20 protein-coding genes are annotated in these 19495 nt (G+C 67.2%); 11 read left to right on the top strand and 9 right to left on the bottom strand.

Going from position 1 to position 19495, the window contains the following annotated elements:
* Positions 1-185 precede the first annotated feature (185 nt).
* The 7 genes from E3O39_RS05040 to E3O39_RS05010 all read left to right on the top strand — a co-directional run bounded on the left by E3O39_RS05040 (position 186) and on the right by E3O39_RS05010 (position 6100).
* Complete coding sequence (locus tag E3O39_RS05040) at positions 186-1283, top strand: substrate-binding domain-containing protein (RefSeq protein ID WP_134446659.1); 1098 nt, start codon at positions 186-188, stop codon at positions 1281-1283.
* Positions 1284-1375: 92 nt separating this feature from the next.
* Complete coding sequence (locus E3O39_RS05035) at positions 1376-2422, top strand: ABC transporter permease (RefSeq protein WP_241975475.1); 1047 nt, start codon at positions 1376-1378, stop codon at positions 2420-2422.
* Complete coding sequence (locus tag E3O39_RS05030; protein ID WP_134446658.1) at positions 2419-3225, top strand: ATP-binding cassette domain-containing protein; 807 nt, start codon at positions 2419-2421, stop codon at positions 3223-3225. The genes E3O39_RS05035 and E3O39_RS05030 overlap by 4 nt, the downstream gene beginning before the upstream one ends.
* On the top strand, positions 3222-3548 hold the full coding sequence (locus E3O39_RS05025) for a putative quinol monooxygenase (protein WP_134446657.1): 327 nt from the start codon (positions 3222-3224) through the stop codon (positions 3546-3548). Before E3O39_RS05030 ends, E3O39_RS05025 begins: the two co-directional genes overlap by 4 nt.
* A gap of 71 nt (positions 3549-3619) precedes the next feature.
* Entirely contained in the window at positions 3620-4288 is a 669-nt protein-coding gene (locus E3O39_RS05020) for a histidine phosphatase family protein (protein ID WP_134446656.1), read from the top strand.
* 43 nt (positions 4289-4331) lie between these two features.
* Positions 4332-4652: a DUF6458 family protein gene (locus tag E3O39_RS05015; protein ID WP_370294659.1), complete on the top strand. Its 321-nt coding sequence runs from the start codon at positions 4332-4334 to the stop codon at positions 4650-4652.
* Positions 4653-4708: 56 nt separating this feature from the next.
* Positions 4709-6100: a protein kinase gene (locus E3O39_RS05010; RefSeq protein WP_134446655.1), complete on the top strand. Its 1392-nt coding sequence runs from the start codon at positions 4709-4711 to the stop codon at positions 6098-6100.
* On the opposite strand, the gene E3O39_RS05005 is transcribed toward E3O39_RS05010, so the two are convergent.
* From E3O39_RS05005 to E3O39_RS04975, 8 genes are all read right to left on the bottom strand, one after another.
* Entirely contained in the window at positions 6063-7034 is a 972-nt protein-coding gene (locus E3O39_RS05005; RefSeq protein ID WP_134446654.1) for a DMT family transporter, read from the bottom strand. The genes E3O39_RS05010 and E3O39_RS05005 overlap by 38 nt on opposite strands.
* 131 nt (positions 7035-7165) lie before the next feature.
* Positions 7166-8236 (bottom strand): metalloregulator ArsR/SmtB family transcription factor, encoded by a 1071-nt coding sequence (locus E3O39_RS05000; RefSeq protein WP_134446653.1) that lies wholly within the window; start codon positions 8234-8236, stop codon positions 7166-7168.
* Between the two features lie 75 nt (positions 8237-8311).
* Complete coding sequence (locus tag E3O39_RS04995; protein ID WP_241975479.1) at positions 8312-9022, bottom strand: GntR family transcriptional regulator; 711 nt, start codon at positions 9020-9022, stop codon at positions 8312-8314.
* Positions 9023-9106: 84 nt separating this feature from the next.
* Positions 9107-10183, bottom strand: coding sequence for a mannonate dehydratase (gene uxuA / locus E3O39_RS04990; protein ID WP_134446652.1), 1077 nt, complete (start codon positions 10181-10183; stop codon positions 9107-9109).
* Positions 10174-11829 (bottom strand): mannitol dehydrogenase family protein, encoded by a 1656-nt coding sequence (locus tag E3O39_RS04985; RefSeq protein ID WP_241975478.1) that lies wholly within the window; start codon positions 11827-11829, stop codon positions 10174-10176. The genes uxuA and E3O39_RS04985 overlap by 10 nt, the downstream gene beginning before the upstream one ends.
* Positions 11830-11834: 5 nt before the next feature.
* The gene (locus E3O39_RS19675; protein ID WP_255454104.1) at positions 11835-11963 is read right to left on the bottom strand and encodes a hypothetical protein; all 129 of its coding nucleotides are present in this window, start codon (positions 11961-11963) and stop codon (positions 11835-11837) included.
* Positions 11964-12172: 209 nt separating this feature from the next.
* Positions 12173-14152, bottom strand: a complete 1980-nt coding sequence (locus tag E3O39_RS04980; protein ID WP_255454106.1) for an FAD-dependent oxidoreductase — start codon at positions 14150-14152, stop codon at positions 12173-12175.
* A 249-nt stretch (positions 14153-14401) separates the two neighbouring features.
* Positions 14402-15475: a DMT family transporter gene (locus tag E3O39_RS04975; protein WP_134446649.1), complete on the bottom strand. Its 1074-nt coding sequence runs from the start codon at positions 15473-15475 to the stop codon at positions 14402-14404.
* Between the two features lie 170 nt (positions 15476-15645).
* Between E3O39_RS04975 and E3O39_RS04970 the strand changes: the two genes are divergently transcribed.
* Positions 15646-17085 carry an HNH endonuclease signature motif containing protein gene (locus E3O39_RS04970; RefSeq protein WP_166789563.1) on the top strand — a complete coding sequence of 480 codons (1440 nt, stop codon included), beginning with the start codon at positions 15646-15648 and terminating at the stop codon, positions 17083-17085.
* A gap of 117 nt (positions 17086-17202) precedes the next feature.
* Here E3O39_RS04970 and E3O39_RS04965 read toward each other — a convergent pair whose 3' ends face one another.
* Positions 17203-17799, bottom strand: a complete 597-nt coding sequence (locus E3O39_RS04965) for a cation transporter (protein WP_134446647.1) — start codon at positions 17797-17799, stop codon at positions 17203-17205.
* A gap of 51 nt (positions 17800-17850) precedes the next feature.
* On the opposite strand from E3O39_RS04965, the gene E3O39_RS18915 reads away from it, so the two are divergent.
* From E3O39_RS18915 to E3O39_RS04955, 3 genes are all read left to right on the top strand, one after another.
* Positions 17851-18024: a hypothetical protein gene (locus E3O39_RS18915; RefSeq protein ID WP_166787281.1), complete on the top strand. Its 174-nt coding sequence runs from the start codon at positions 17851-17853 to the stop codon at positions 18022-18024.
* Between the two features lie 10 nt (positions 18025-18034).
* Complete coding sequence (deoC, locus tag E3O39_RS04960) at positions 18035-18730, top strand: deoxyribose-phosphate aldolase (RefSeq protein ID WP_134446646.1); 696 nt, start codon at positions 18035-18037, stop codon at positions 18728-18730.
* Positions 18731-19041: 311 nt separating this feature from the next.
* A complete protein-coding gene (locus E3O39_RS04955) occupies positions 19042-19407 on the top strand; it encodes a carbonic anhydrase (RefSeq protein WP_198413385.1) in 366 nt (121 codons plus the stop codon).
* The last annotated feature ends 88 nt before the right edge of the window (positions 19408-19495 follow it).

Genomic DNA, 19495 nt, shown 5'->3' with positions numbered 1-19495 from the left:
GGGGCGGGCACGCGGGTCGACGACGTCCACCGGGCTCGCAGCCCAGTCTTCCGGTCCTGACATCGATGTCACAGTTTGGTCTCCGCCTCACGATTGCACTTGACCTTATTACATTCACCGCTGAAGATGATCACTGACATCGTTGTCAGGGAGCACCCTCCCCCCTAGCAAGAGGAGATTCAAAGATGAATCGCACCACCACACAATCCACCGTCACGCGGATGATTGCCGCCGCTTCGGTCGCCACGCTCGCCACGATCGGCTTCGCCGGTTGTTCCTCGAACGCCTCGAGCAGTTCCACCACGGGGGCCGCCTCCGGCCCGATCGGCGTCTCGCTCATCGTCAAGACCACCACCAACCCCTTCTTCGTCGCAATGGAAGACGGCGCCAAGAAGGCCGCAGACGCGGCCGGCGTCACCCTCACTCTCGCTGCCGGCAAGGCAGACGGCGACGAGGCGAGCCAGATCACCGCCGTCGAGAACGCCATCTCCAAGGGCGACAAGGGCATCCTGATCACCCCGACCGGCCCCAGCGTCGAGGACGCGCTCGTCAAGGCCCGCGCCGCCGGCCTCTTCGTGATCGCACTGGACACGCCGCCGACGAACAAGGATTCCGTCGATATCACCTTCGCGACGGACAACTACCTCGCCGGCCAGGACATCGGCAAGTGGACCGCTGCAAAGCTCGCCGGCCAGAAGGCCACCATCGCGATGCTCGACCTCTTCGGCGACAAGATCGTCTCGGTCGACGTCAACCGCGACCAGGGCTTCCTGGACGGGATGGGCATCAACACGGCCGACAAGGCCAAGAACGGTGACGAAGCCAAGACCGGAACGTACAGCGGCGGCGACTACGAGATCGTCGGCAACGAGCCCACGAACGGCGCGGAGGACGGCGGGCGCACCGCGGCCGAGACGCTCCTGAGCAAGAACCCGAACATCAACGTCGTCTACACGATCAACGAACCCGCAGCTTACGGCGCCTACCAGGCGTTCAAGGCGGCGGGCAAGACCGACATGATCGTCGTCTCGATCGACGGCGGCTGCGCGGGCGTCAAGCAGGTCAAGGACGGCATCATCGGTGCGACCGCCCAGCAGTACCCGGTCAAGATGGCCGAACTCGGCGTGCAGGCGATCGTCGACCTGATCAACAAGGGTGCGAAGCCGACCACGAGCCCCGGCCTCGACTTCTACAACACCGGTGTCGCGCTCGTGACCGACGCCCCGCAGACCGGGGTCGACTCGATCGACACGACGAAGGCATCCGGCATCTGCTGGGGCTAGCCAGAGCCGCTACCGCTCCCGTGGGGTGCCGAGAATCGATTCCGGCATCCCACGGGGCTTCCCTGTAGGCGTTTAGGAAACCGGAGCCCATCGTGACCCAGCCCACCCAAACCGCGAACCCGGCAACGGGCCCGCATGACCTGGCCGAGGAATTCCTCGACCGCACCACTCCCCTCAGCCGGCTGCGCGGCCTCATGCACCGCTACCCGGCGATCAGCCCGGCCGTCGTGCTCGTCATCGCGATCATCGTGTTCGGGATGCTCAACGAGCGGTTCCTCAACCCGGCCAACCTCTCGCTGATCACACAGCAGGTCGCCGTCGTCGGCACCCTCGCCATCGCCCAGACCCTGATCATCCTCACCGCGGGCATCGACCTTTCCGTCGGCGCTGTGATGGTGCTCAGCTCGATGGTGATCGCCCAGTTCACGGTGCAGAACGGCGTCTCGCCGGTCGTGGGCCTGCTCGCGGGGCTCCTCGTCGCACTCGCGGCCGGCGCCTTGAACGGCTTCCTCGTGACGCGGCTGCGGCTTCCCCCGTTCATCGTCACCCTCGGCACCCTCAACGTCTTCGTGGCGCTCACGCTGCTGTATTCGAACGGCGCGACGGTCCGCGGCGGCGACATGCCCGACCTCCTCACCTGGACGGGGACCACGTTCTCCATTGGCGGGGTCAACTTCACGATGGGCGTGCTGATGATGCTCGTCCTCTACGTCGTGATCGCCTTCATCCTCTCCCAGACCGCATGGGGCAGGCACGTCTACGCCGTCGGCGACGACAAGGAGGCTGCCCGCCTGGCCGGCATCAGCGTCAGCCGGGTACTCATGAGCGTCTACCTCGCCGCCGGGGCGATTCTCGCGATCGGCGCCTGGATCCAGATCGGCCGCAGTAACGCGGCCTCGCCGAACGCGGGCACCGACCTCAACCTCGACTCGATCACCGCCGTCGTCATCGGCGGCACGAGCCTCTTCGGCGGCCGCGGAACGATCTGGGGCACCCTGCTCGGCGCCCTCATCGTCGGCGTCTTCCGCAACGGGCTCTCCCTCGCCGGACTCGATGTGCTCTGGCAGACCTTCGCGGTCGGCGTGCTCATCGTCCTTGCTGTCTCCGTCGACCAGTGGATTCGAAAGGTACGCAAATGACCCTCCTCGATGGCAGCACATCGTCGGCCGCAGGACCGTCCGTGGTCCGAGAGCCGATCCTCACGGCAACGAAGCTCGTCAAGACCTACGGCCGCGTCGTCGGCCTCGACGGGGTCAGCCTCGAGCTCTACCCCGGCGAGGTCCTCGCGATCATCGGCGACAACGGTGCGGGCAAGTCCACCCTGATCAAGTGCCTGACCGGCGCCGAAGTCGCCGATGAGGGCGAGATCACCCTCGACGGGAAGCCCGTGCAGTTCAAGCGGCCCCAGGACGCGCACGCCGCCGGCATCGAGACGGTCTACCAGACCCTCGCCGTATCCCCGGCCCTCGACGTGGCCTCGAACCTCTTCCTCGGCCGTGAACTGCGGCGTGCGGGCCTGCTCGGTTCGGTGTTCCGCATGGTCGACAAGAAGGGCATGCGGAAGCGTGCGCGGCAGGAGCTGGCCGACCTCGGCATCAGCACCCTGCAGGACGTCACCGTCGCGGTCGAGAACCTCTCCGGCGGTCAGCGCCAGGCGGTCGCCGTCGCGCGCGCGGCGGCATTCGGTTCCAAGGTCGTCGTCCTCGACGAACCGACGGCGGCCCTCGGCGTCCGCGAGTCGAACCAGGTGCTCCAGCTGGTCAAGAACCTCCGCGACCGGGGCATCCCGGTCATCCTGATCAGCCACAACATGCCGCATGTGTTCGAGGTCGCCGACCGTATCCACATCCAGCGCCTCGGCAAGTGCGCCGCGACGATCACGCCGCAGTCGCACTCGATGACGGATGCCGTCGCGATCATGACCGGGGCCAGGAAGGCATGACCATCACACCGCCCACGCATCCCGGCGAGCCCGTCGCCCTGTACGCCGAATTCACCGCCCTCCCCGGCCGCGGGGACGAGGTGGCCGCGCTCCTCGCCGGCCTGACCGTCGACGTTCGCCGGGAGCCCGGCAACGTGACCTTCGACCCGCACCGCCGCGTTTCGGACCCGCTCGAGTTCTTCGTGTACGAGGTGTACCGCGACGCCGAAGCGTTCCAGGCGCACATCACGGCGGCCTACGGGGCCGTGTTCAACGCAGCCCTCGGCGACCTGATCGAGGGCGAGGGATCGGAGCTGACCTGGCTGACTCCTCTCACCGTCTGATTTCTGCGAGGGCCGATCGTTGGGCATCCTAGAAGCGGATGCCCGACGACCGGGCGTCCCGAAAGGTAACCATGCGCCTCATCCTGATCCGGCACGGCCAGACGGTGTCCAACGTCGGTGGTCTCCTCGATACCGCGCACCCCGGCGCCGACCTCACGCCGCTCGGCCGTGAGCAGGCCGGGAATCTCGTGGCCGCCCTCGAATCGGTGACGATCGACGCCCTCTACGTCTCCACCCTCGTACGCACCCAGCAGACCGCGGCACCGCTCGCGGCGGCACGGGGACTCGAGGCCCGCGTCCGCGAGGACATCCGCGAGGTCGCAGCCGGCCACCTCGAGGGCCGCCACGACCGGGCCGCCGTTGACGCCTATTGCACGACGTTCCTGGCCTGGGCGAACGGCGACCTCGACACCGTGATGCCCGGAGGAGAGTCCGGCAGGGACACCTTCGCCCGGTTCGACCGGGTCGTGACGGAGGCCGACGATCTCGGGCACGAGACCGTCGCCTTCGTCAGCCACGGAGCGATCCTGCGCGCCTGGACGGGGTACTCCTGCAGCAACCTCCACGCCGGCTACGTGTCGGACAATCCGCTCAGCAATACCGGCACGATCGTCGTCACCGGTTCGCCGCTCACGGGGTGGACCGCGGAAAGCTGGATCGGCAGCGTCCTCCCCGAGGTCCTGACGAGTGCCCCCGCCTCGTCCGGACCCGCCGGACTGCCGGCGGACCGTGGATTCTGAGCGCGCCCACCGGTTCTCTTTTCGGCGTACCTAGGCTAATCTGATGCAACTGTACGACACCGGATCGCTCGGACTCGGCTTCGCCGCATCCCGAAGAATGGACAACACGATGAGCATTGGCGCCGGAATCTTCCTCCTTGTCGTGGGAGCGATCCTTGCATTCGCCGTCGATCTCCAGGTCGCGGGAATCGACCTGAAGACGATCGGTTACATCCTGATGCTCGCCGGACTTGTCGGAGTCATCCTCGGCATCGTGCTGATCACGCGGCGGCGACAGTCCGTTTCAACGACTCGGTCCGCCGTCGATCCTGCCAGCGGTGAACAGATCACCCGGCAGACGACCGAGCGCGACCCGCTGATCTGAATTTCCCAGGTTCGGGATATCCCGGCGAACCGAAACCTCGACACTGACAGGGTCAGATGACCGCGAAACCCACAGGGCTTCTTGGCCACCGTTACCAGCTCAAGGAGCTGATCGGACGCGGCGGCATGGCGTCCGTCTACCGGGCCGCCGACAACAGGCTCGGCCGGGATGTCGCGATCAAGGTATTCACGACCGTCGCCATCGAACAGGACGACATCCAGCGCCAGCAGGCCGAGATCAACGTGCTTGCAAGCCTCAGCCACCATAGCCTCGTGACGCTCTTCGACGTCGGTGTGCACCGGGCCACGCCCGACCGGCGCCAGATCTTCCTGGTGATGGAGCTCATCGACGGCGTCGACCTCCGGGAGCGACTCCTCGAAGGTCCGCTGTCGGTGCGGAACATCTCCCAGGTCGGCTATGACCTGGCCGAGGGCCTCGAGTACATCCACGGGCGAGGCATCGTGCATCGGGACATCAAGCCGGCGAACATTCTCCTCGCCCAGTACAGCAGCCGGTTCCGGGCGCGCGCCAAGCTCACCGACTTCGGCATCGCGCTGTCCCCGGCGAGTGAGCGCCTGACCAACGGCGGCATGACGTCGGGAACGGCGGCGTACCTCAGCCCGGAGCAGGCCAGAGGCGAGGAAGTGGGACCGCCGAGTGACATCTACGCTCTCGGACTGGTGCTCCTCGAGTGTTTCACCCGGGAACTCGCCTTTCCCGGCCAGCCGGTTCCGGCGGCCGTCGCCCGACTCCTGCGCGATCCGGTGATCCCGGCGTCGATATCGCCGGCCTGGCGCGACCTGCTGTCCACCATGCTCGCCAGGGACCCCGCCGACCGGCCGGACATCGGCGAGGTGGTGCTCGCGCTCCGCCAGGCCGTGATCACGGAGACGGGCAGGCACCGGGGCGAGGAAACCAGTCCCCTCGTGACGGACGAAGCAGGGCGGATGGCTGCGGTCGCGCGCCTGCAGATCCTCGACACGCCTCCGGACGGAACCTTCGACCGGATCACGGCACTCGCCGCCAGGATCTTCTCGGTGCCGATCTCCATCATGAGCATCGTCGACCAGGACCGGATCTGGTTCAAGTCCCATGCCGGGCTCGACCTCGAACAGATCTCCCGAGACCCTGGCCTGTGCGCCTCGGCGATCATGCAGGACAGGCCCTGGGTGATCGAGGATGCGCGCACGGATGTCCGCGCCCTCGCGAATCCCCTGGTCTCCGGTGGTTTCGGCCTGCAGTTCTACGCGGGCGTTCCGCTGCGCACCCGGGACGGATTCAACCTCGGCACGCTGTGCGTGCTCGACTTCGAGCCGAGAACCGTGACGGATGCCGAGATCGAGACCCTGGGCGACCTCGCCGCCCTGGTCATGAACGAACTGGAACTGCGGCTCGAGTACGGCAGGGACCTCACCCGGCCCGCACCGGCATCCGCCGGGGCACCGTAAGGATCGCGAGTCCCGTCACAAGCAGCAGGATGCCGCAGATGGTCGCGGGAGTGAAGTCCTCGTGCAGCAGAAAGATTCCGAGTGCGGTCGCCGTCACGGGTTCGACAAGCGTGAGTGTCGATACCTGCGAGGCCGGCAGGCCCCGCAATCCGCGGGCGAACAGGGTGTATGCGAGGGCCGTCGTCACGACCGCGAGCCACGCGGCCGTCGCCAGCCCGGCCGGTTGGGCGAGCCAGGCCGGATTGCTTGCGAGAAGCACGGGCAGCATCAGCACGGCGGCCGTACCGAAGGTGGCGCCCATGGCTGTGGTGGGCGACCAGCCGCGATCGAGGAGCAGCTTGGTGCTCAGCGTGTACACGGCGTAGGACGCGGCCGCACCGAGTGAGCCCGCGATCCCGAGCGCCGTCACGGGGCCGCCTCCCCCGCTGTAGAGCCCGGAGAGCGCTGCCACCCCCGTCGCCGCAACGAACGTCGCACACGCCCAGCGGATGCCCGGGGGCCGGCGGAACCAGCCCCACTCGAGCAGTCCCGTCAGCACGGGAGCGGATCCGAGCGCGACGAGGGTGCCGACCGCGACCCCGTTCTGCGCGGTCCCGGTGAAGAAAGCCGGCTGGTACGCGGCAACGCCCGCAGCCCCGAGGAGCACGAGCGCCACGCTCGAGCCGCGCAGCCGGCCGCGGACGCGCCCCAGCTCGCGGTCGCTGTCGCCGTCGCGGTCGGCCCCGGCCCCGGCCGACCGCCTCCGGCGCTCAGCGAGCGCCACCGCGAACGCGAGGATCGCCAGGAGCGCGCCGCCGAACACGATGCGGGCCGCGCCGAGAGACGTCGCACTCGCCTGGGCACCGCCGAGGGCGCCGAGGGCCTGAGCGGTGCCCGTCGTCCCGAAGCACACGGCCGCAAGTACGATCAGCCACCTCGAAGCCCGCACGGTCATACGTCATTGTTCCATGCGCCCTGCCGCTGCCTGCCACCGTGAGATGGACGGTCGAGATGCACCGTTCCGGTCGAGTGTTCCCGTTCTGCCGGTGGCTCTCGACCGGAAAAGGTACATCTCGGAGGGCACACTCAGGTCGTGGGCAGCCGCATCCGGTCGAGGTCGGCGAGGAGGGCCCTGACCCGCGCCTCGATCTCGTCGCGAATCGCCCGGACGCCCTCCATCGGGAGTCCGACGGGGTCGGCGAGGTCCCAGTCGAGGTACGTGCGGCCGGGATAGACCGGGCACGCGTCGCCGCAGCCCATCGTGATCACGTAGTCCGCCGCCCGGACGACCTCGTCCGTCAACGGCTTGGGGTACTCGCCCGCGAGGGGAACGCCGATCTCGTCGAGCGCGGCGACGACCATCGGATTGACCCGGCCGGCCGGAGCCGACCCTGCCGTCAGGACCCGCACGCGATCCCCCGCGAGCGACCGCAGAATGGCCGAGGCGAGCTGGGATCGTCCTGCGTTCTGAACGCAGACGAACAGCACGTCCGGAACGTCCGGAACGTCGGGAACGTCCGGAGAGCCTGGAGAACCCGGAATGCCCGACGTGCCCGACGCGCCCGACGCGTCGGACGCGTCCGTCGCGAAGAGACCGTTCGTCGCATTCCGGCCATCCACCGCGGCCAGCGACTGCAGTCGGTCGCCGGCGAAGCGCGCCGTGAACGAGGGAAGATAGCGGGTGATCTTCGCCTGCCGGGCGAGGAGTTCGTAGCTCTCCCGCACGTATCGGCCGACGGTTTCGTGCGAGAACGTGCCCCGGAACCGGGTCGCGAGGTCGTCCGTGATGCGCGCCAGCACGGGCGCGGCCACGACGGCCGCGATCGGGTCGGTGTCGCTCCTGGTCGTCTCGAGAACGTCGCCGACCCGCTCGGGCACGACCGAATACCAGACCTGACGCCCGACCTGATCCCGGGCGAGCAGGCCTTCCTCGGTCATGATGCGCATGTGATGGCTGACGGTCGGCTGGCTCAGTCCGAGTGCCGTGGCGAGTTCGCCGACGAGTGCGCGGCCGTCCGGCCGGCCGACGATCATGCCGAGCAACTGCACCCGGGTCGGGTCGGCCATCGCGCGCAGGCCCCGGGCGATGTCCTCGGCGGCCGCGCGGTCGAGCGGCCGCAGCGCGTCCGGATCGGGGCCGGCAAGGTCTGTTCGCATAGACGCGAGTCTATGCGACCGGGCAGCGGATGCCCCTGGCGACCCGGCGTGCCACCTGGCCGGCGTCCCGCGCGCCTACTGGGACGGGTCGAGGGTGAACAGCTCCGGGTTGGTCTGCCGCACTGCGGCAATGTCGTTGAAGACACGGCGCAGGTGCTCCCGCATGGCGCTCGCGGCCGCATCCCCATCGCCCGCCGCGAGCGAGTCGGTGATGACCTGATGCTGGTCGATCAACACGCTCATCCCGGTGAAGGACAACGACAGGTGCCGGGCCCTGTCGAGGTGCGCCTTGGCCTGGGCGACGGTCCGCCAGGCGGAGCCGTGGCCGCTGATGCCCATCAGGGTCGCGTGGAACTCCTCGTCGAGGGTGAAGAAGCCGGACTGGGTCTTGCGGCTGTCCGCGATCCGCTGAGCGTCGATGATCGCGTTCAGTTCGGCGATGTCGTCGGGCGTCGCGCGGGCGACCGACTCGTTCAGGGCAGCGAGCTCGAGGGATTCCCGCACGAACTGGGCCGTCTCGATCTCGGAGAGCAGGATCGGCGCGACGAGCGTTCCGACCTGAGGGACCACGAAGACGAGCTGCTCCTCGGCGAGGAGGATGAGGCTCTCGCGGATCGGGGTGCGGGACAGCCCGAGCTGGCCGGCGAGCTCGTTCTCGGACAGCCGGGTGCCGGGGGCCAGGTCGAGCGTGATGATCTTCTGGCGGATGATCTCGAGGGCGTGCGTGCGGGCGTTGCGCCGTGTGGTCGCGGGCCTGGCCCGAAACGCTCCCGAATCCATCGTCATCTTTCTAGTATGAGGCGCTGGTGTTCTTGCATGGTACGGCGCAGTCAGGTGGGCCCGGAAGTCCGGGCCCACCAACCGGGCGGCTCAGGCCCTGGAGGCCTTGTCGATGGCTTCCCACAGCCCGTTGAGGTACGCGATTCCGAGCGCACGGTCGTACAGGCCATAGCCCGGGCGCCCGGTCTCGCCCCAGATCATCCGGCCGTGGTCCGGACGGATGTACCCGTCGAAGCCGACGTCGTGGAAGGCCTTCATGATCTCGTAGATGTCGAGCGAACCCATCTCCGAAAGGTGCGCGGCCTCCTCGAAGTTGTCGTTGCCGAGGTGCTTGATGTTGCGCACGTGGGCGAACGGCACCCGGTCGCGACCGGCGAAATAGCGGATGAGCGCGGGAACGTCGTTTTCCGGATTCTCACCGAGGCTGCCGGTGCAGAGGGTCAGCGCGTTGTGTGGGCTGTCGACCATTTCGACGATGGCCTTGAGGTCGTCGAAGTTCTTCACGATCCTGGGGAGGCCGAAGATCGGCCGGGGCGGGTCGTCCGGGTGGATGGCCATCTTGATGTCGTACTTCTCGCAGGTCGGGATGATCGCCTCGAGGAAGTACCGCAGGTTGTCGGAGAGCTTCTTCTCGTCGACATCCGCGTACTGGGCGAACAGGGCCTTGAGGCCCTTCATGCGCTCGGGCTCCCAGCCCGGCATGACGTATCCGTTCGAGTCGCCCTCGACCGATGCAGCCATGCCCTCGGGGTCCATGGTGTCGACGATGGACTGGTCATAGGCCATCGTCGTCGAACCGTCGGGAAGCGTCCTGGCCAGCTCGGTGCGCACCCAGTCGAAGACCGGCATGAAGTTGTAGCAGATGACCTTGATACCGAACTCGGAGAGGTTCCTGATGGTCTCCTTGTAGTTCTCGATGTACGCGTCGCGGCTCGGGAGCCCGATCTTGATGTCGTCGTGGATGTTGACGCTCTCGATCACCTCGAGGCTCATCCCGGCTTCCTCGATCTGTGCTTTCAGCTGGGCGATCTTGGCTTTGGGCCAGACCTCGCCGACCGGGACGTCGTAGAGGGCGCCGACGACACCTTCGACGCCCGGAATCTGCCGGACCTGCCCGAGCGTGATCTTGTCGTCGTCGGGTCCGAACCACCGGAATGTCATTTGCATGATGCTGTCTCCTCTGTGTTGCTTGTGGTGCTGTTGCTTGTGGTGCTCGCGTACTTGTGCAGCGTGCTGCGAACCGCCCCGGGGCCCGCGACGAGTTCTTCGACGTACCCCTCGATCCGCGCACCGAGTCCGGTGTCGTACAGGTTCAGCCCGAAGATGTCCCGGTTGGAGAGGATCGGATGCAGCCGCCGGCCGACGCTTGCCGGGTCCCCGAGCCTGATGTCACTCACGTACCGGCGCAGGTGCTCGTTCATCGGGTCCGGGCTCAGCTCGAACGGCTCTCCCCCGTCGTCGAGTGCGAGCAGGTAGCGGCACCAGCCGGCGATGGCGAGCGGAATGAACGTCAGATCGTCGGCGGCGCCAGTGTTCCGGTAGAGCTTGATCGTCTCGCCGAAGCGGATGCCGACCTTCTGCGAGGTGTCGGAGGCGATCCTCTGCGGGGTGTCCGGGATGCGCTTGTTCGGCAGCCGTTCCCCCACGACCTGGTCGAGGAAGCTCTTCGGGTCGATGATGCCGGGGTTCGTCACGACGGGGAGCCCCTCGCGGTAGCCGATCCCCGTGATCAGGGCCGAAATGTCGGCGTCTGCGGTCTCGTCGGCGATCGACGTGAAGCCCAGCAGGCATCCGTAGATCGCCATGGCCGTGTGCAGCGGGTTGAGGCAGGTGCACACCTTCATGCGTTCGACCTTGTTGACGGTGTCGCGGTCGGTGAAGTACACGCCGGCCTTCTCGAGCGGCGGACGGCCGTTCGGGAAGGTGTCCTCGACGACGAGGTAGTTGACTTCCTCGGTGTTCACGAAGGGCGCCGTCGTCGTGTGCTTCTGCGTGACGAGGATCTCGGTGTCGCCGAATCCCGCTGCCTGCAGCTCGCCGGCGACGGAGGCCGACGGGCCCGGCGTGATCCGGTCGATCATGCTCCAGGGGAATGCGACCTTCGCCGGGTCGGTGAGGTAGCCGAGGTACCCGTCGTCGACGAAGCCCCTGTCCTTCCAGGCCCGGGCGACCACGAGGATCGCGTCGCGGAGCTTCTCGCCGTTGTGCGAGAAGTTGTCGGTGCTGACCATCGCGATCGGGGTCGCGCCGGCCCGGTAGCGCTCGAGGAGAAGCGAGGCCAGGTGCGCCATGGTGTGCCGCGCGTGGTCCGGGCCCGCCTCGATGTCCCCCAGCACGAGCCCGGAAAGTTCGCCGTCCGGGCCCTTCAGGTTGTAGCCCTTCTCGGTGATCGTGACCGTGGCGAGCTGCAGGCTCGGGTTAGCGAAGATCGCCCTGACCCGCGCGGTGCCGGCCGGGTTCGACTCCGCGAGGTACTGGCTCTCGGTGATGCTCGCGATCAGTTCCTTTTCGATGTCCCCGTTCGCCTTCATCACGACGGTCAAAGAGAGGTTGTCGCGACCCTGGTAGATCGTCTCGATCAGTTCGTCGTCGTAGGTGTCGACGACGACGATTCCGGTCTCGCTCTCACCGGCGTTGAGCAGTCGCTGCTGCAGCGAGGCGTGCAGGCAGCGGAACAGGTTCCCGCCGCCGAAGTGGATCCAGGCCGGGTTCGCCGTGGTGGCTCGCGTGACCGCGGCGCGGTCGAAGTGCGGCACGGTGATACCGGCCGATTCGAACGCGGCGAGGTTCTGCATGGTTTCGGTCGTGAGCATCAGCATCAGTTCTTGGCTCCCGCCGTTGTCAGTTCGACCTGGATCTGCTCGAGCGTCTTGCCCTTATTCTCCGGGACGAGCTTGTACGTGCCGGCGTGTGCTTTGGGTTGTGCTGGTGCGTGTGCGACGGTCATTGTCGCCACCTTCCTGGGGATGGAGCTCGTCCCGAGACGGATGGTCCCTGGTTGCTTTGACTACTACCATACTAGTGTTCCACAGGAATGGCTAGGACAGTGCCGCGGGCGTGCCGGACGCACCGAGCGCGGGTGCTCCGCCGCAACGCGGGTGGCGCACCACCAGCGGAACGGCGCAACACCCGCGCTCGGTGCGCGAAGGTCGCCGCCTACAGGCCGGAGGCGACTTCGAAGGCGTCCCAGATCCCGTACATGATGTTCGACACCCTGCGGGCATCGCCGAGGAGGTGGATCTCCTTGCCGGAATCGAGAATGCTCCGGTACAGCGTGTTGTTCGAGGCGTAGCCGACCGAGAGGATCACCGATTCGCTCGCGATCTCCCGCTCGATGCCGCCGACGACCACGACGACGCCCTGCGGTGTCGCACGCAGCACCGTGGCCGACGTCACCGTCGCGATGCCCTTGAACGGAATGAGTTCGTGCAGCATCATGTGGTTCGCCTCGCACAGCGGCCCGGACACGTCGAGGATGTCCTCGGCCTGCTCGACGATCGTGACGTTCACCCCGTGGTCGGCGAGGTGCAGGGCGAGCTCGCACCCGACGAGGCCGCCTCCGACGATCACGGTTGTCGCGCCCGGGTCGGAGACGCCCTCGAGCACGTCGGCGGCCGAGAACACCGGCACGCCGCCCGGCAGCGCGAAGAGCCGTGGCACCGAACCGGTGGCGACGATGATCTCGTCCGCGGCGGATGCCTCGATCATCGTCTCGTCGACCGGCGCATTCAGGTGCACCTCGACTCCGAGCTCGGCGAGCGTGGCCTCGTACCAGCGGATCAGCGCGAGGTCGTCCTCCTTGAAATCGGGGACACCTCCCGGAATCAGGTTTCCGCCGAGGGCAGCGGAGGCCTCATAGATGACGGGCACGTGCCCGCGCAACGCGAGCACCCTGGCCGCCTCGCAGCCGGCGACCCCGCCGCCGACGATCATCACGTTCTTGGCCCGGAGCGCCGGGTGCAGGCGCCATTCGGCTTCGCGTCCGCACTGGGGGTTGACCGCGCAGTTGATGGCGGCGAACGCTTCGATCCGGCCCATGCACCCCTCCTGACAGGAGAGGCATGGGCGGATCAGGTTCTGGTGCCCGCTGTGCAGCTTGTTGACGTAGTCGGCGTCGGCCAGAAGTGGGCGGCCGAGCGAGACGAGGTCCGTCGCGCCGTCCTCGACCGCGGCGAGCGCGATGTCCGGGTCGTCCATCCGGCCGGCGCAGATGACCGTGATGCCGACCGCATCGCTGACCGCCTTGGCGAAGGGCACGTAGAGGCCCTTCTTCTGGTACATCGGCGGGTGGTTCCAGAACCAGGAGTCGTAGGTGCCCACGTCGATGTCGAGGGCGTCATATCCGTACTCCTCGAAGAGGCGCGCGGCCTCGAGACCTTCCGGGAGGTCGCGACCCTTCTCGACGAAGTCCTCCCCGGGAAGGCCGCCCTCTCGCCAGTCCTTCACGAACGACTTGGGGCTGAATCGCAGCGTGACCGGGTAGTCGGCGCCGCAGCGTTCCTTGATTTCGTCGACGATCTCGCGGGCGAAGCGCAACCGGTTGTCGAGGCTTCCGCCGTACGCATCCGTGCGCTGGTTATAGAAGGAGGTCGCGAACTGGTCGAGGAGGTACCCCTCGTGCACGGCATGGATCTGCACGCCGTCGAACCCGGCGCGCTGGGCGAGCACCGCGGAATCGCCCATGCTCCGCACCGTCGCGTGGATCTCCTCGACCGTCATCTCGCGGCAGATGGCCTCTGACCAGCGATGCTTGATCGGCGACGGCGCGACCGGCTGCGCGCCGCCCTGGAGGAAGGCGGTCATGATGACCCGACCGAAGCCGGCGCCGAGTTGCAGCATGATTTTGGCGTCGTAGGCGTGCACCCGCTCGACGAGTTCACGGCTGGTGCGGAGGAACGCACCGGGATTCCGCATCGGCATCGGCACGCTGCCGTTCGGAAACTTCTCCGCCGGGTTGGTGACGGGCGTGATTCCCGTGATGATGAGCCCGACGCCGCCGCGGGCTCGCGCGACGTAGTACTCGATGCCGCGCGAATTCCAGCCGCCCTCCGCATCGGAGAAACCGAGGGGCCCCATCGGCGCCATCGCGAATCGGTTCTTGAGCTCCATCGACCCGAGGTTCGTCGGTTCGAACAGGCGGCGATATCGAACGGATGCGCGGGGCGGCGCCGGAGAGGCGGGTGCAGCGGATGCTGGTGGTGCAGTCTTAATCGTTGGGACAGTCAGGATTGACGTAGCGGTATCCTCCTTGGTTGAGTGGATCCGCCAACATCGTTGTCAAGGGTGCAGCTTCTTCGGCGAAGCCGCGACGGTCCCTCCCTCCTCACGGTACGCTCAGCGCGGCGAGGGGGACCGCAGAAACGGCCGAATCGGAATCTGTCAGGCTCAGTGCTCGTGCCGGTGGTGCATGTCCGGGTAGTGCTCGTGCGTGTGGGTGATGGCTTGGTGCGTGTGTTCGTGCTTGTGCCAGGTTCCCGGCGAGACCGGCTCGGCATGGTCGTGCTGGTGATGCTCATCGTGAGTGTGCCAGTGGTCGTGCGTGATCGGTTCGTGCGTGTGCTCGTGCTCGTGGCGCTCGGTGAGGTGAAGCCAGATCCCGACAGCCATCAGGAAGCCGGCGATGACGAGAGGCCACGTCACGGCGTCACCGAGAATGATGGCCAGCACCGCGCCGAAAAATGGCGCGATCGAGAAGTACGCCCCGGCCCGCGCCGTACCCACATGGCGCATTGCGACGATGAAGAGAACCAGGCTGATGCCGTAGGCGAAGAACCCCACGACGAGGGCCGCAGCGATGTTTCCAGCTGCCGGGAGGTGCGCACCGAGGAGGAAGGCGAGCGCCAGGTTGACCGGGCCGGCGACGGAACCCTTGACGGCGGCGAGCCACGTCGCATCCGTCAGTGCGATCTTTCGGGTGAGGTTGTTGTCGAGGCCCCAGCAGAGGCACGCGCCGAGGATGGCGAGGGACGGCCAGGCGCTTCCGAAGTTCGCCCCGCCGGGAGCGCTCAGGATGACGGCCCCGGCAACGATCGCGAGCATTCCGAGGGCGATGCGCCGGTCGAAATTCTCTTTGAAGACGAACCAGGCCAGGAGTGCGGTGAAGACACCTTCGGCGTTCAGCAGCAGCGATGCGCCCGAGGCCGGCATGTTCGAGAGGCCGAGCATCAGGAGCACAGGGCCGAAGATCCCGCCGAACAGGATCGCACCCGACAGCGGCACCCACTCGGCGCGGCTGAGCCGCACCCGGGGCGACCGGCGAACGACCCGGATCAGGCCGAGGCCGATCCCGGAGCCGCAGTACAGCAGGCCGGCCAGCATCCACGGACTGACCTCGCCGAGGAGGATCTTGGCGAGCGGTGTCCCGGCACCGAACAGCACCGCGGACACCAGCGCCGCCTGGACTCCCCGGTTGGCGAGGGCACCCGCCCTCGAGCCGTTCTCCGGTGATGAAGTATTCATCCGCACAGTCTCTCAGACGCCTGGGCGACCACACTCGCGACGTCGGCGAGACTACCGGTTTCCGAGACGGCCACTCCTCAACAAAGTGCTTCTGACCGGGTTATCCACAGGTGATTTGCGGGCGTGCGGATGCCGGTGGAATGTCGGTGGTCCTCCGTAGAGTGACCGGTATGACAGCTGAAGAACCCTCAATAGTTTGCTTGGACAGCACGGCGGAACCCCCGCCCGGGACCCCTCCCGACCCGTACCTGAACCCCCGGCATCTGAGCCTGGTGGAGCCGCCCCTCACCGATTTCTATGACGCGATCCGGGACGCGGACCGGGAAATCAATCAGGCCACCGCTCGCCGGGCCGCCGCGGTCTACACCGCCCAACGGGTGCTCGCCGATGTCGGCCGGGCCCGGGCGGACGCCGCAGTGCGGGCGGGCGGCCTGCGCCCGCCGTGGTCTCCGGAAGAAGCCACGAAAGAGGAATTCACGTGCGAGGTCAGCGCCCTGCTGCGGCTCCCGCGCCGGACGGCGGAGACCCTGATCGAAGCCAGCCGCACCCTCGCCGAAGACCTCCCCGCAACCCGGGACGCCCTGGCCTCCGGGGCGATCAGTTACCGGCACGCCCAGGTGATCATGGAGCAGGCCTGGGGCATCCGGGTCGCTGATGACCCGGAAGCGGCCGCCCGGGCCCGCGCCGTGTTCGAGGAGGTCCTCGTGCCCGACGCGGAAGTGCTGACCGTGGCGAAGCTCGCCGACCGGGCCCGAAGGGTGCGGGAACGCACCCACCCGGAAACCATCACCGCGAGGCACCAGAAAAGCGTCGAGGACCGGCACGTGGTGTTCCAGGCCCTCAACGACGGCATGGCGTCGCTGTATCTGACCGGGAATGCCGAGAAGGTCCAGGCTGCCTACCACCGCACTCTCGACACCGCCCTCTCACTGCAGGGCCCGGAGGAAACGCGCACGCTGACGCAGTTGGCGGCGGACGTGCTTACCGATGTCCTGATCGGTGGGGTCACCCCGGACGGACTCGGCAAAGGGGTGGCCGCGCAAGTCAACGTCACGGTCCCGGTACTGACCCTGCTGGGGAAGAGCGAGGAACCCGGGTACCTCGCCGGGTACGGACCGATCGACCCCGACACCGCCCGGCGTCTCGCGGCGGGTGCGCCGAGCTTCACCCGGCTGCTCACCCACCCCGAAACCGGCGTCGTGCTGTCCATGGGCAGGGACACCTACAAGCCACCGGCCGATTTGAAAAAGTGGCTCGAGGTGCGGGATGAAACCTGCACCTTCCCCGGGTGCCGCCGCTCCGCCAAACGATCAGACCTCGACCACAGTGCGGAGTGGCAGCACGGCGGGGAGACCGACGCGATGAACCTCGCCCACCTCTGCCCGTATCACCACGCGGTGAAGAGCTACACGCGGTGGTCGCCGAGGCACCTCGGCGACGGTCGTATCGAGTGGACCTCACCGGCCGGGTACAGCTACATCGTCGAACCCTCCGCCGACATGAGACCACCCCGGAAACCCAAACCCGCACCGAAACCACCGGTCCCGATCGTGGACGTCTGGAACCTCGACCCCACACCCGAAGACCCCGACGACCCGACACCGTTCTAGAACCGGCGGGTCCCCCTCACTGGACTGCTACATTGTCCGGCCGCCGCAGCTATCGCTACGGCCCAAAAGCCACAGCAGCCGATACGGGGACCGACCAGGCGACCGACAAGAACGGGATCATGGCCGGAATATGTGGATGGCTTCACGGACCGCGTAGTAGACGATCACATAGCCGGCGAGTGGATCGGCCCACCACCAGCCGAGGACGAGGTCGAGGACCAACCCCGCGAGTACGGCGACGGCCAGCACACCGTCGATCAGAGTGACTCGGCCTTCCGTGACGAGCACGGGATTTCCGAGGGCGCGGCCGGTCCGGGCCTTCCCGAACGCCAGTGCGAACATGACAGCGGCCGTTATGCCCGTCCAGACGATTCCGGCGACGCTCGGCGACGCATGGTGGTTCGACGCCAGGGCCACGGTCGATTGCACGGATAGGTATGCGGCGAGCGCGACGAACGCGACACCGATCATCCGCAGCGCACGCTGCTGACGAGTCTCCCCCGTGCCGGACAGTTCCCAGAGCACGACCGTACTGGCACCGATCTCGATGAGGCTGTCGAGTCCGAATCCGACCAGGGCGACAGACGATGCGGTCACGCCGAGTACGGCCAGGATGGCGACCCCAACGACGTTCCAGCCCAGGGTGACATATTCGAGTCGTCGTCCGCGCCGGAGGAGAACCACCTCGGTATCGACGGCTCCGGTTGAACGCATGCCGTCCAGCGTATAGTGAATGTCTGGGCAGATCACAGGCTCAGAGGGTCGGTGCTGCGCACAGCGCTCCGCTCCCGAATCTCCCGAACCTCCCACATCGCCATCGAAGCCGGTCGGGGTGATGCCTGGTTTCGCCGACTGGACCTGGACGGTCGCGTCGTCTCGATCGAGGAATTCAGCGCATCGACCGCGCTGCACATCTCCCCCGAACTCGTCACCAGCTAAGGACCCACCCATGACAACCTCCCTCGTCGACACCATCAGCATCGCCCGCTGTATTGACCACACCCTGCTCAAGCCGGAGGCCACCACCGCCGACGTCACCGCCCTCGTTGCCGAGGCCATAGAACTCGGCACCTACTCTGTCTGCGTCTCTCCCTCCATGCTGCCGCTCACCATCCCGGAAGGGGCCGACCTCAAGGTCGCGGTCGTCTGTGGTTTCCCCAGTGGCAAGCACCACAGCATCATCAAGGCCGCCGAGGCCGCCCTCTCCATCGCGCAAGGCGCCGACGAGATCGATATGGTCATCGACATCGGCGCGGCCAAGGCCGGCCGCTTCGCCGACGTGCAGGCCGATATCGCCGCCGTGCGTGCCAGCGTCCCAGCACCGAAGGTGCTCAAGGTCATCATCGAATCCGCGGCGCTGACCGATGCCGAGATCGTCGCCGTGTGCGAAGCGTCCGTGGCCGCGGGCGCCGACTTCGTCAAGACCTCCACCGGCTTCCACCCCGCCGGCGGGGCCACTGTGCATGCGGTGCGCCTGATGAAGCAGACAGTGGGCGACCGGGCCGAGGTGAAGGCGTCGGGCGGAGTCCGCAGCTTCGACGACGCCCTCGCCATGATCGAAGCGGGCGCGAGCCGCCTCGGCGTCTCCGGCAGCGCGGCGCTGCTCGCCGGCGCCATCCCGACCGGAGCTGCCGGGTCCTACTGACCCCCTCTCAGGCAAAGAATGACCCGGACTTCCGACGGAGTCCGGGTCAGTGTGGCGGGAGCGGGAATCAAACCGACGACGCCTTCCGAGCTTCCCGGTCAGCTGAACTGGCCGGAGAACTTATATGTGAGCTGCGACCAGGATCAAGGCGCGAGTTCTTGCGATATGCACGTCAGCTACTGCCCGACAACGAAGTGGACGACTTCCCCGGAACAATGCGCAACAAAGGCTTTCCGCTCCGGCATCGCTGACTACGCTTTCACAAAGTCCGCCAGCCGAGGCGGCTTACCCCCATCGTGAAGGACGCATCCATGACCGTTCTCGAAGAAGTCCTGTCCGCAAACAGCGCATACGCCGAAGCATTCGGCGACAAGTCAGAGCTCGCCCTGCCGCCGGCCAGGGGCTTCGCGATCCTCACCTGCATGGACGCGCGCCTCGATCCGGCCAAGTACGCGGGTCTGAGCGAAGGCGACGCGCACGTGATCCGCAATGCCGGCGGGCGTGCCTCCGACGACGCCATCCGCTCGCTCGTCATCTCCTACAAGCTCCTGGGTACCAAGGAATGGTTCGTCATCCACCACACCAACTGCGGGATGGAATTCTTCACCGACGAAGTCATCCGTGGACTGCTCGCCAACAGCCTGGAGACGGCCGCCCTCGGCGAGGCTGGCGAGTAGCCGTAGTTGGAACCGTTAGTCCACTCAGGTGGTACTGATCTTCTGGCGAGGTGGTACTGGCAGCAGCGGGTCGTTGACCGCCGCTGCC

It is taken from the genome of Cryobacterium sp. MDB2-A-1, from assembly GCF_004402675.1.
Classification (GTDB): Bacteria; Actinomycetota; Actinomycetes; order Actinomycetales; family Microbacteriaceae; genus Cryobacterium; species Cryobacterium glucosi.
This window is presented reverse-complemented; position numbering and strand designations above follow the sequence as displayed.

Excerpts from the sequence above, each read along its gene's own strand:
- uxuA (WP_134446652.1), bottom strand. The coding sequence starts at position 10,183 with ATGCAAATGACATTCCGGTGGTTCGGACCCGACGACGACAAGATCACG.
- E3O39_RS05000 (WP_134446653.1), bottom strand. The coding sequence starts at position 8,236 with ATGCGAACAGACCTTGCCGGCCCCGATCCGGACGCGCTGCGGCCGCTC.
- E3O39_RS05030 (WP_134446658.1), top strand. The coding sequence starts at position 2,419 with ATGACCCTCCTCGATGGCAGCACATCGTCGGCCGCAGGACCGTCCGTG.
- E3O39_RS04965 (WP_134446647.1), bottom strand. The coding sequence starts at position 17,799 with ATGCGTTCAACCGGAGCCGTCGATACCGAGGTGGTTCTCCTCCGGCGC.
- E3O39_RS04995 (WP_241975479.1), bottom strand. The coding sequence starts at position 9,022 with ATGACGATGGATTCGGGAGCGTTTCGGGCCAGGCCCGCGACCACACGG.
- E3O39_RS04985 (WP_241975478.1), bottom strand. The coding sequence starts at position 11,829 with ATGCTCACGACCGAAACCATGCAGAACCTCGCCGCGTTCGAATCGGCC.
- E3O39_RS05040 (WP_134446659.1), top strand. The coding sequence starts at position 186 with ATGAATCGCACCACCACACAATCCACCGTCACGCGGATGATTGCCGCC.
- deoC (WP_134446646.1), top strand. The coding sequence starts at position 18,035 with ATGACAACCTCCCTCGTCGACACCATCAGCATCGCCCGCTGTATTGAC.
- E3O39_RS19675 (WP_255454104.1), bottom strand. The coding sequence starts at position 11,963 with ATGACCGTCGCACACGCACCAGCACAACCCAAAGCACACGCCGGCACG.
- E3O39_RS04975 (WP_134446649.1), bottom strand. The coding sequence starts at position 15,475 with ATGAATACTTCATCACCGGAGAACGGCTCGAGGGCGGGTGCCCTCGCC.
- E3O39_RS04970 (WP_166789563.1), top strand. The coding sequence starts at position 15,646 with ATGACAGCTGAAGAACCCTCAATAGTTTGCTTGGACAGCACGGCGGAA.
- E3O39_RS05025 (WP_134446657.1), top strand. The coding sequence starts at position 3,222 with ATGACCATCACACCGCCCACGCATCCCGGCGAGCCCGTCGCCCTGTAC.
- E3O39_RS05015 (WP_370294659.1), top strand. The coding sequence starts at position 4,332 with ATGCAACTGTACGACACCGGATCGCTCGGACTCGGCTTCGCCGCATCC.
- E3O39_RS05020 (WP_134446656.1), top strand. The coding sequence starts at position 3,620 with ATGCGCCTCATCCTGATCCGGCACGGCCAGACGGTGTCCAACGTCGGT.
- E3O39_RS05010 (WP_134446655.1), top strand. The coding sequence starts at position 4,709 with ATGACCGCGAAACCCACAGGGCTTCTTGGCCACCGTTACCAGCTCAAG.
- E3O39_RS05005 (WP_134446654.1), bottom strand. The coding sequence starts at position 7,034 with ATGACCGTGCGGGCTTCGAGGTGGCTGATCGTACTTGCGGCCGTGTGC.
- E3O39_RS04955 (WP_198413385.1), top strand. The coding sequence starts at position 19,042 with ATGACCGTTCTCGAAGAAGTCCTGTCCGCAAACAGCGCATACGCCGAA.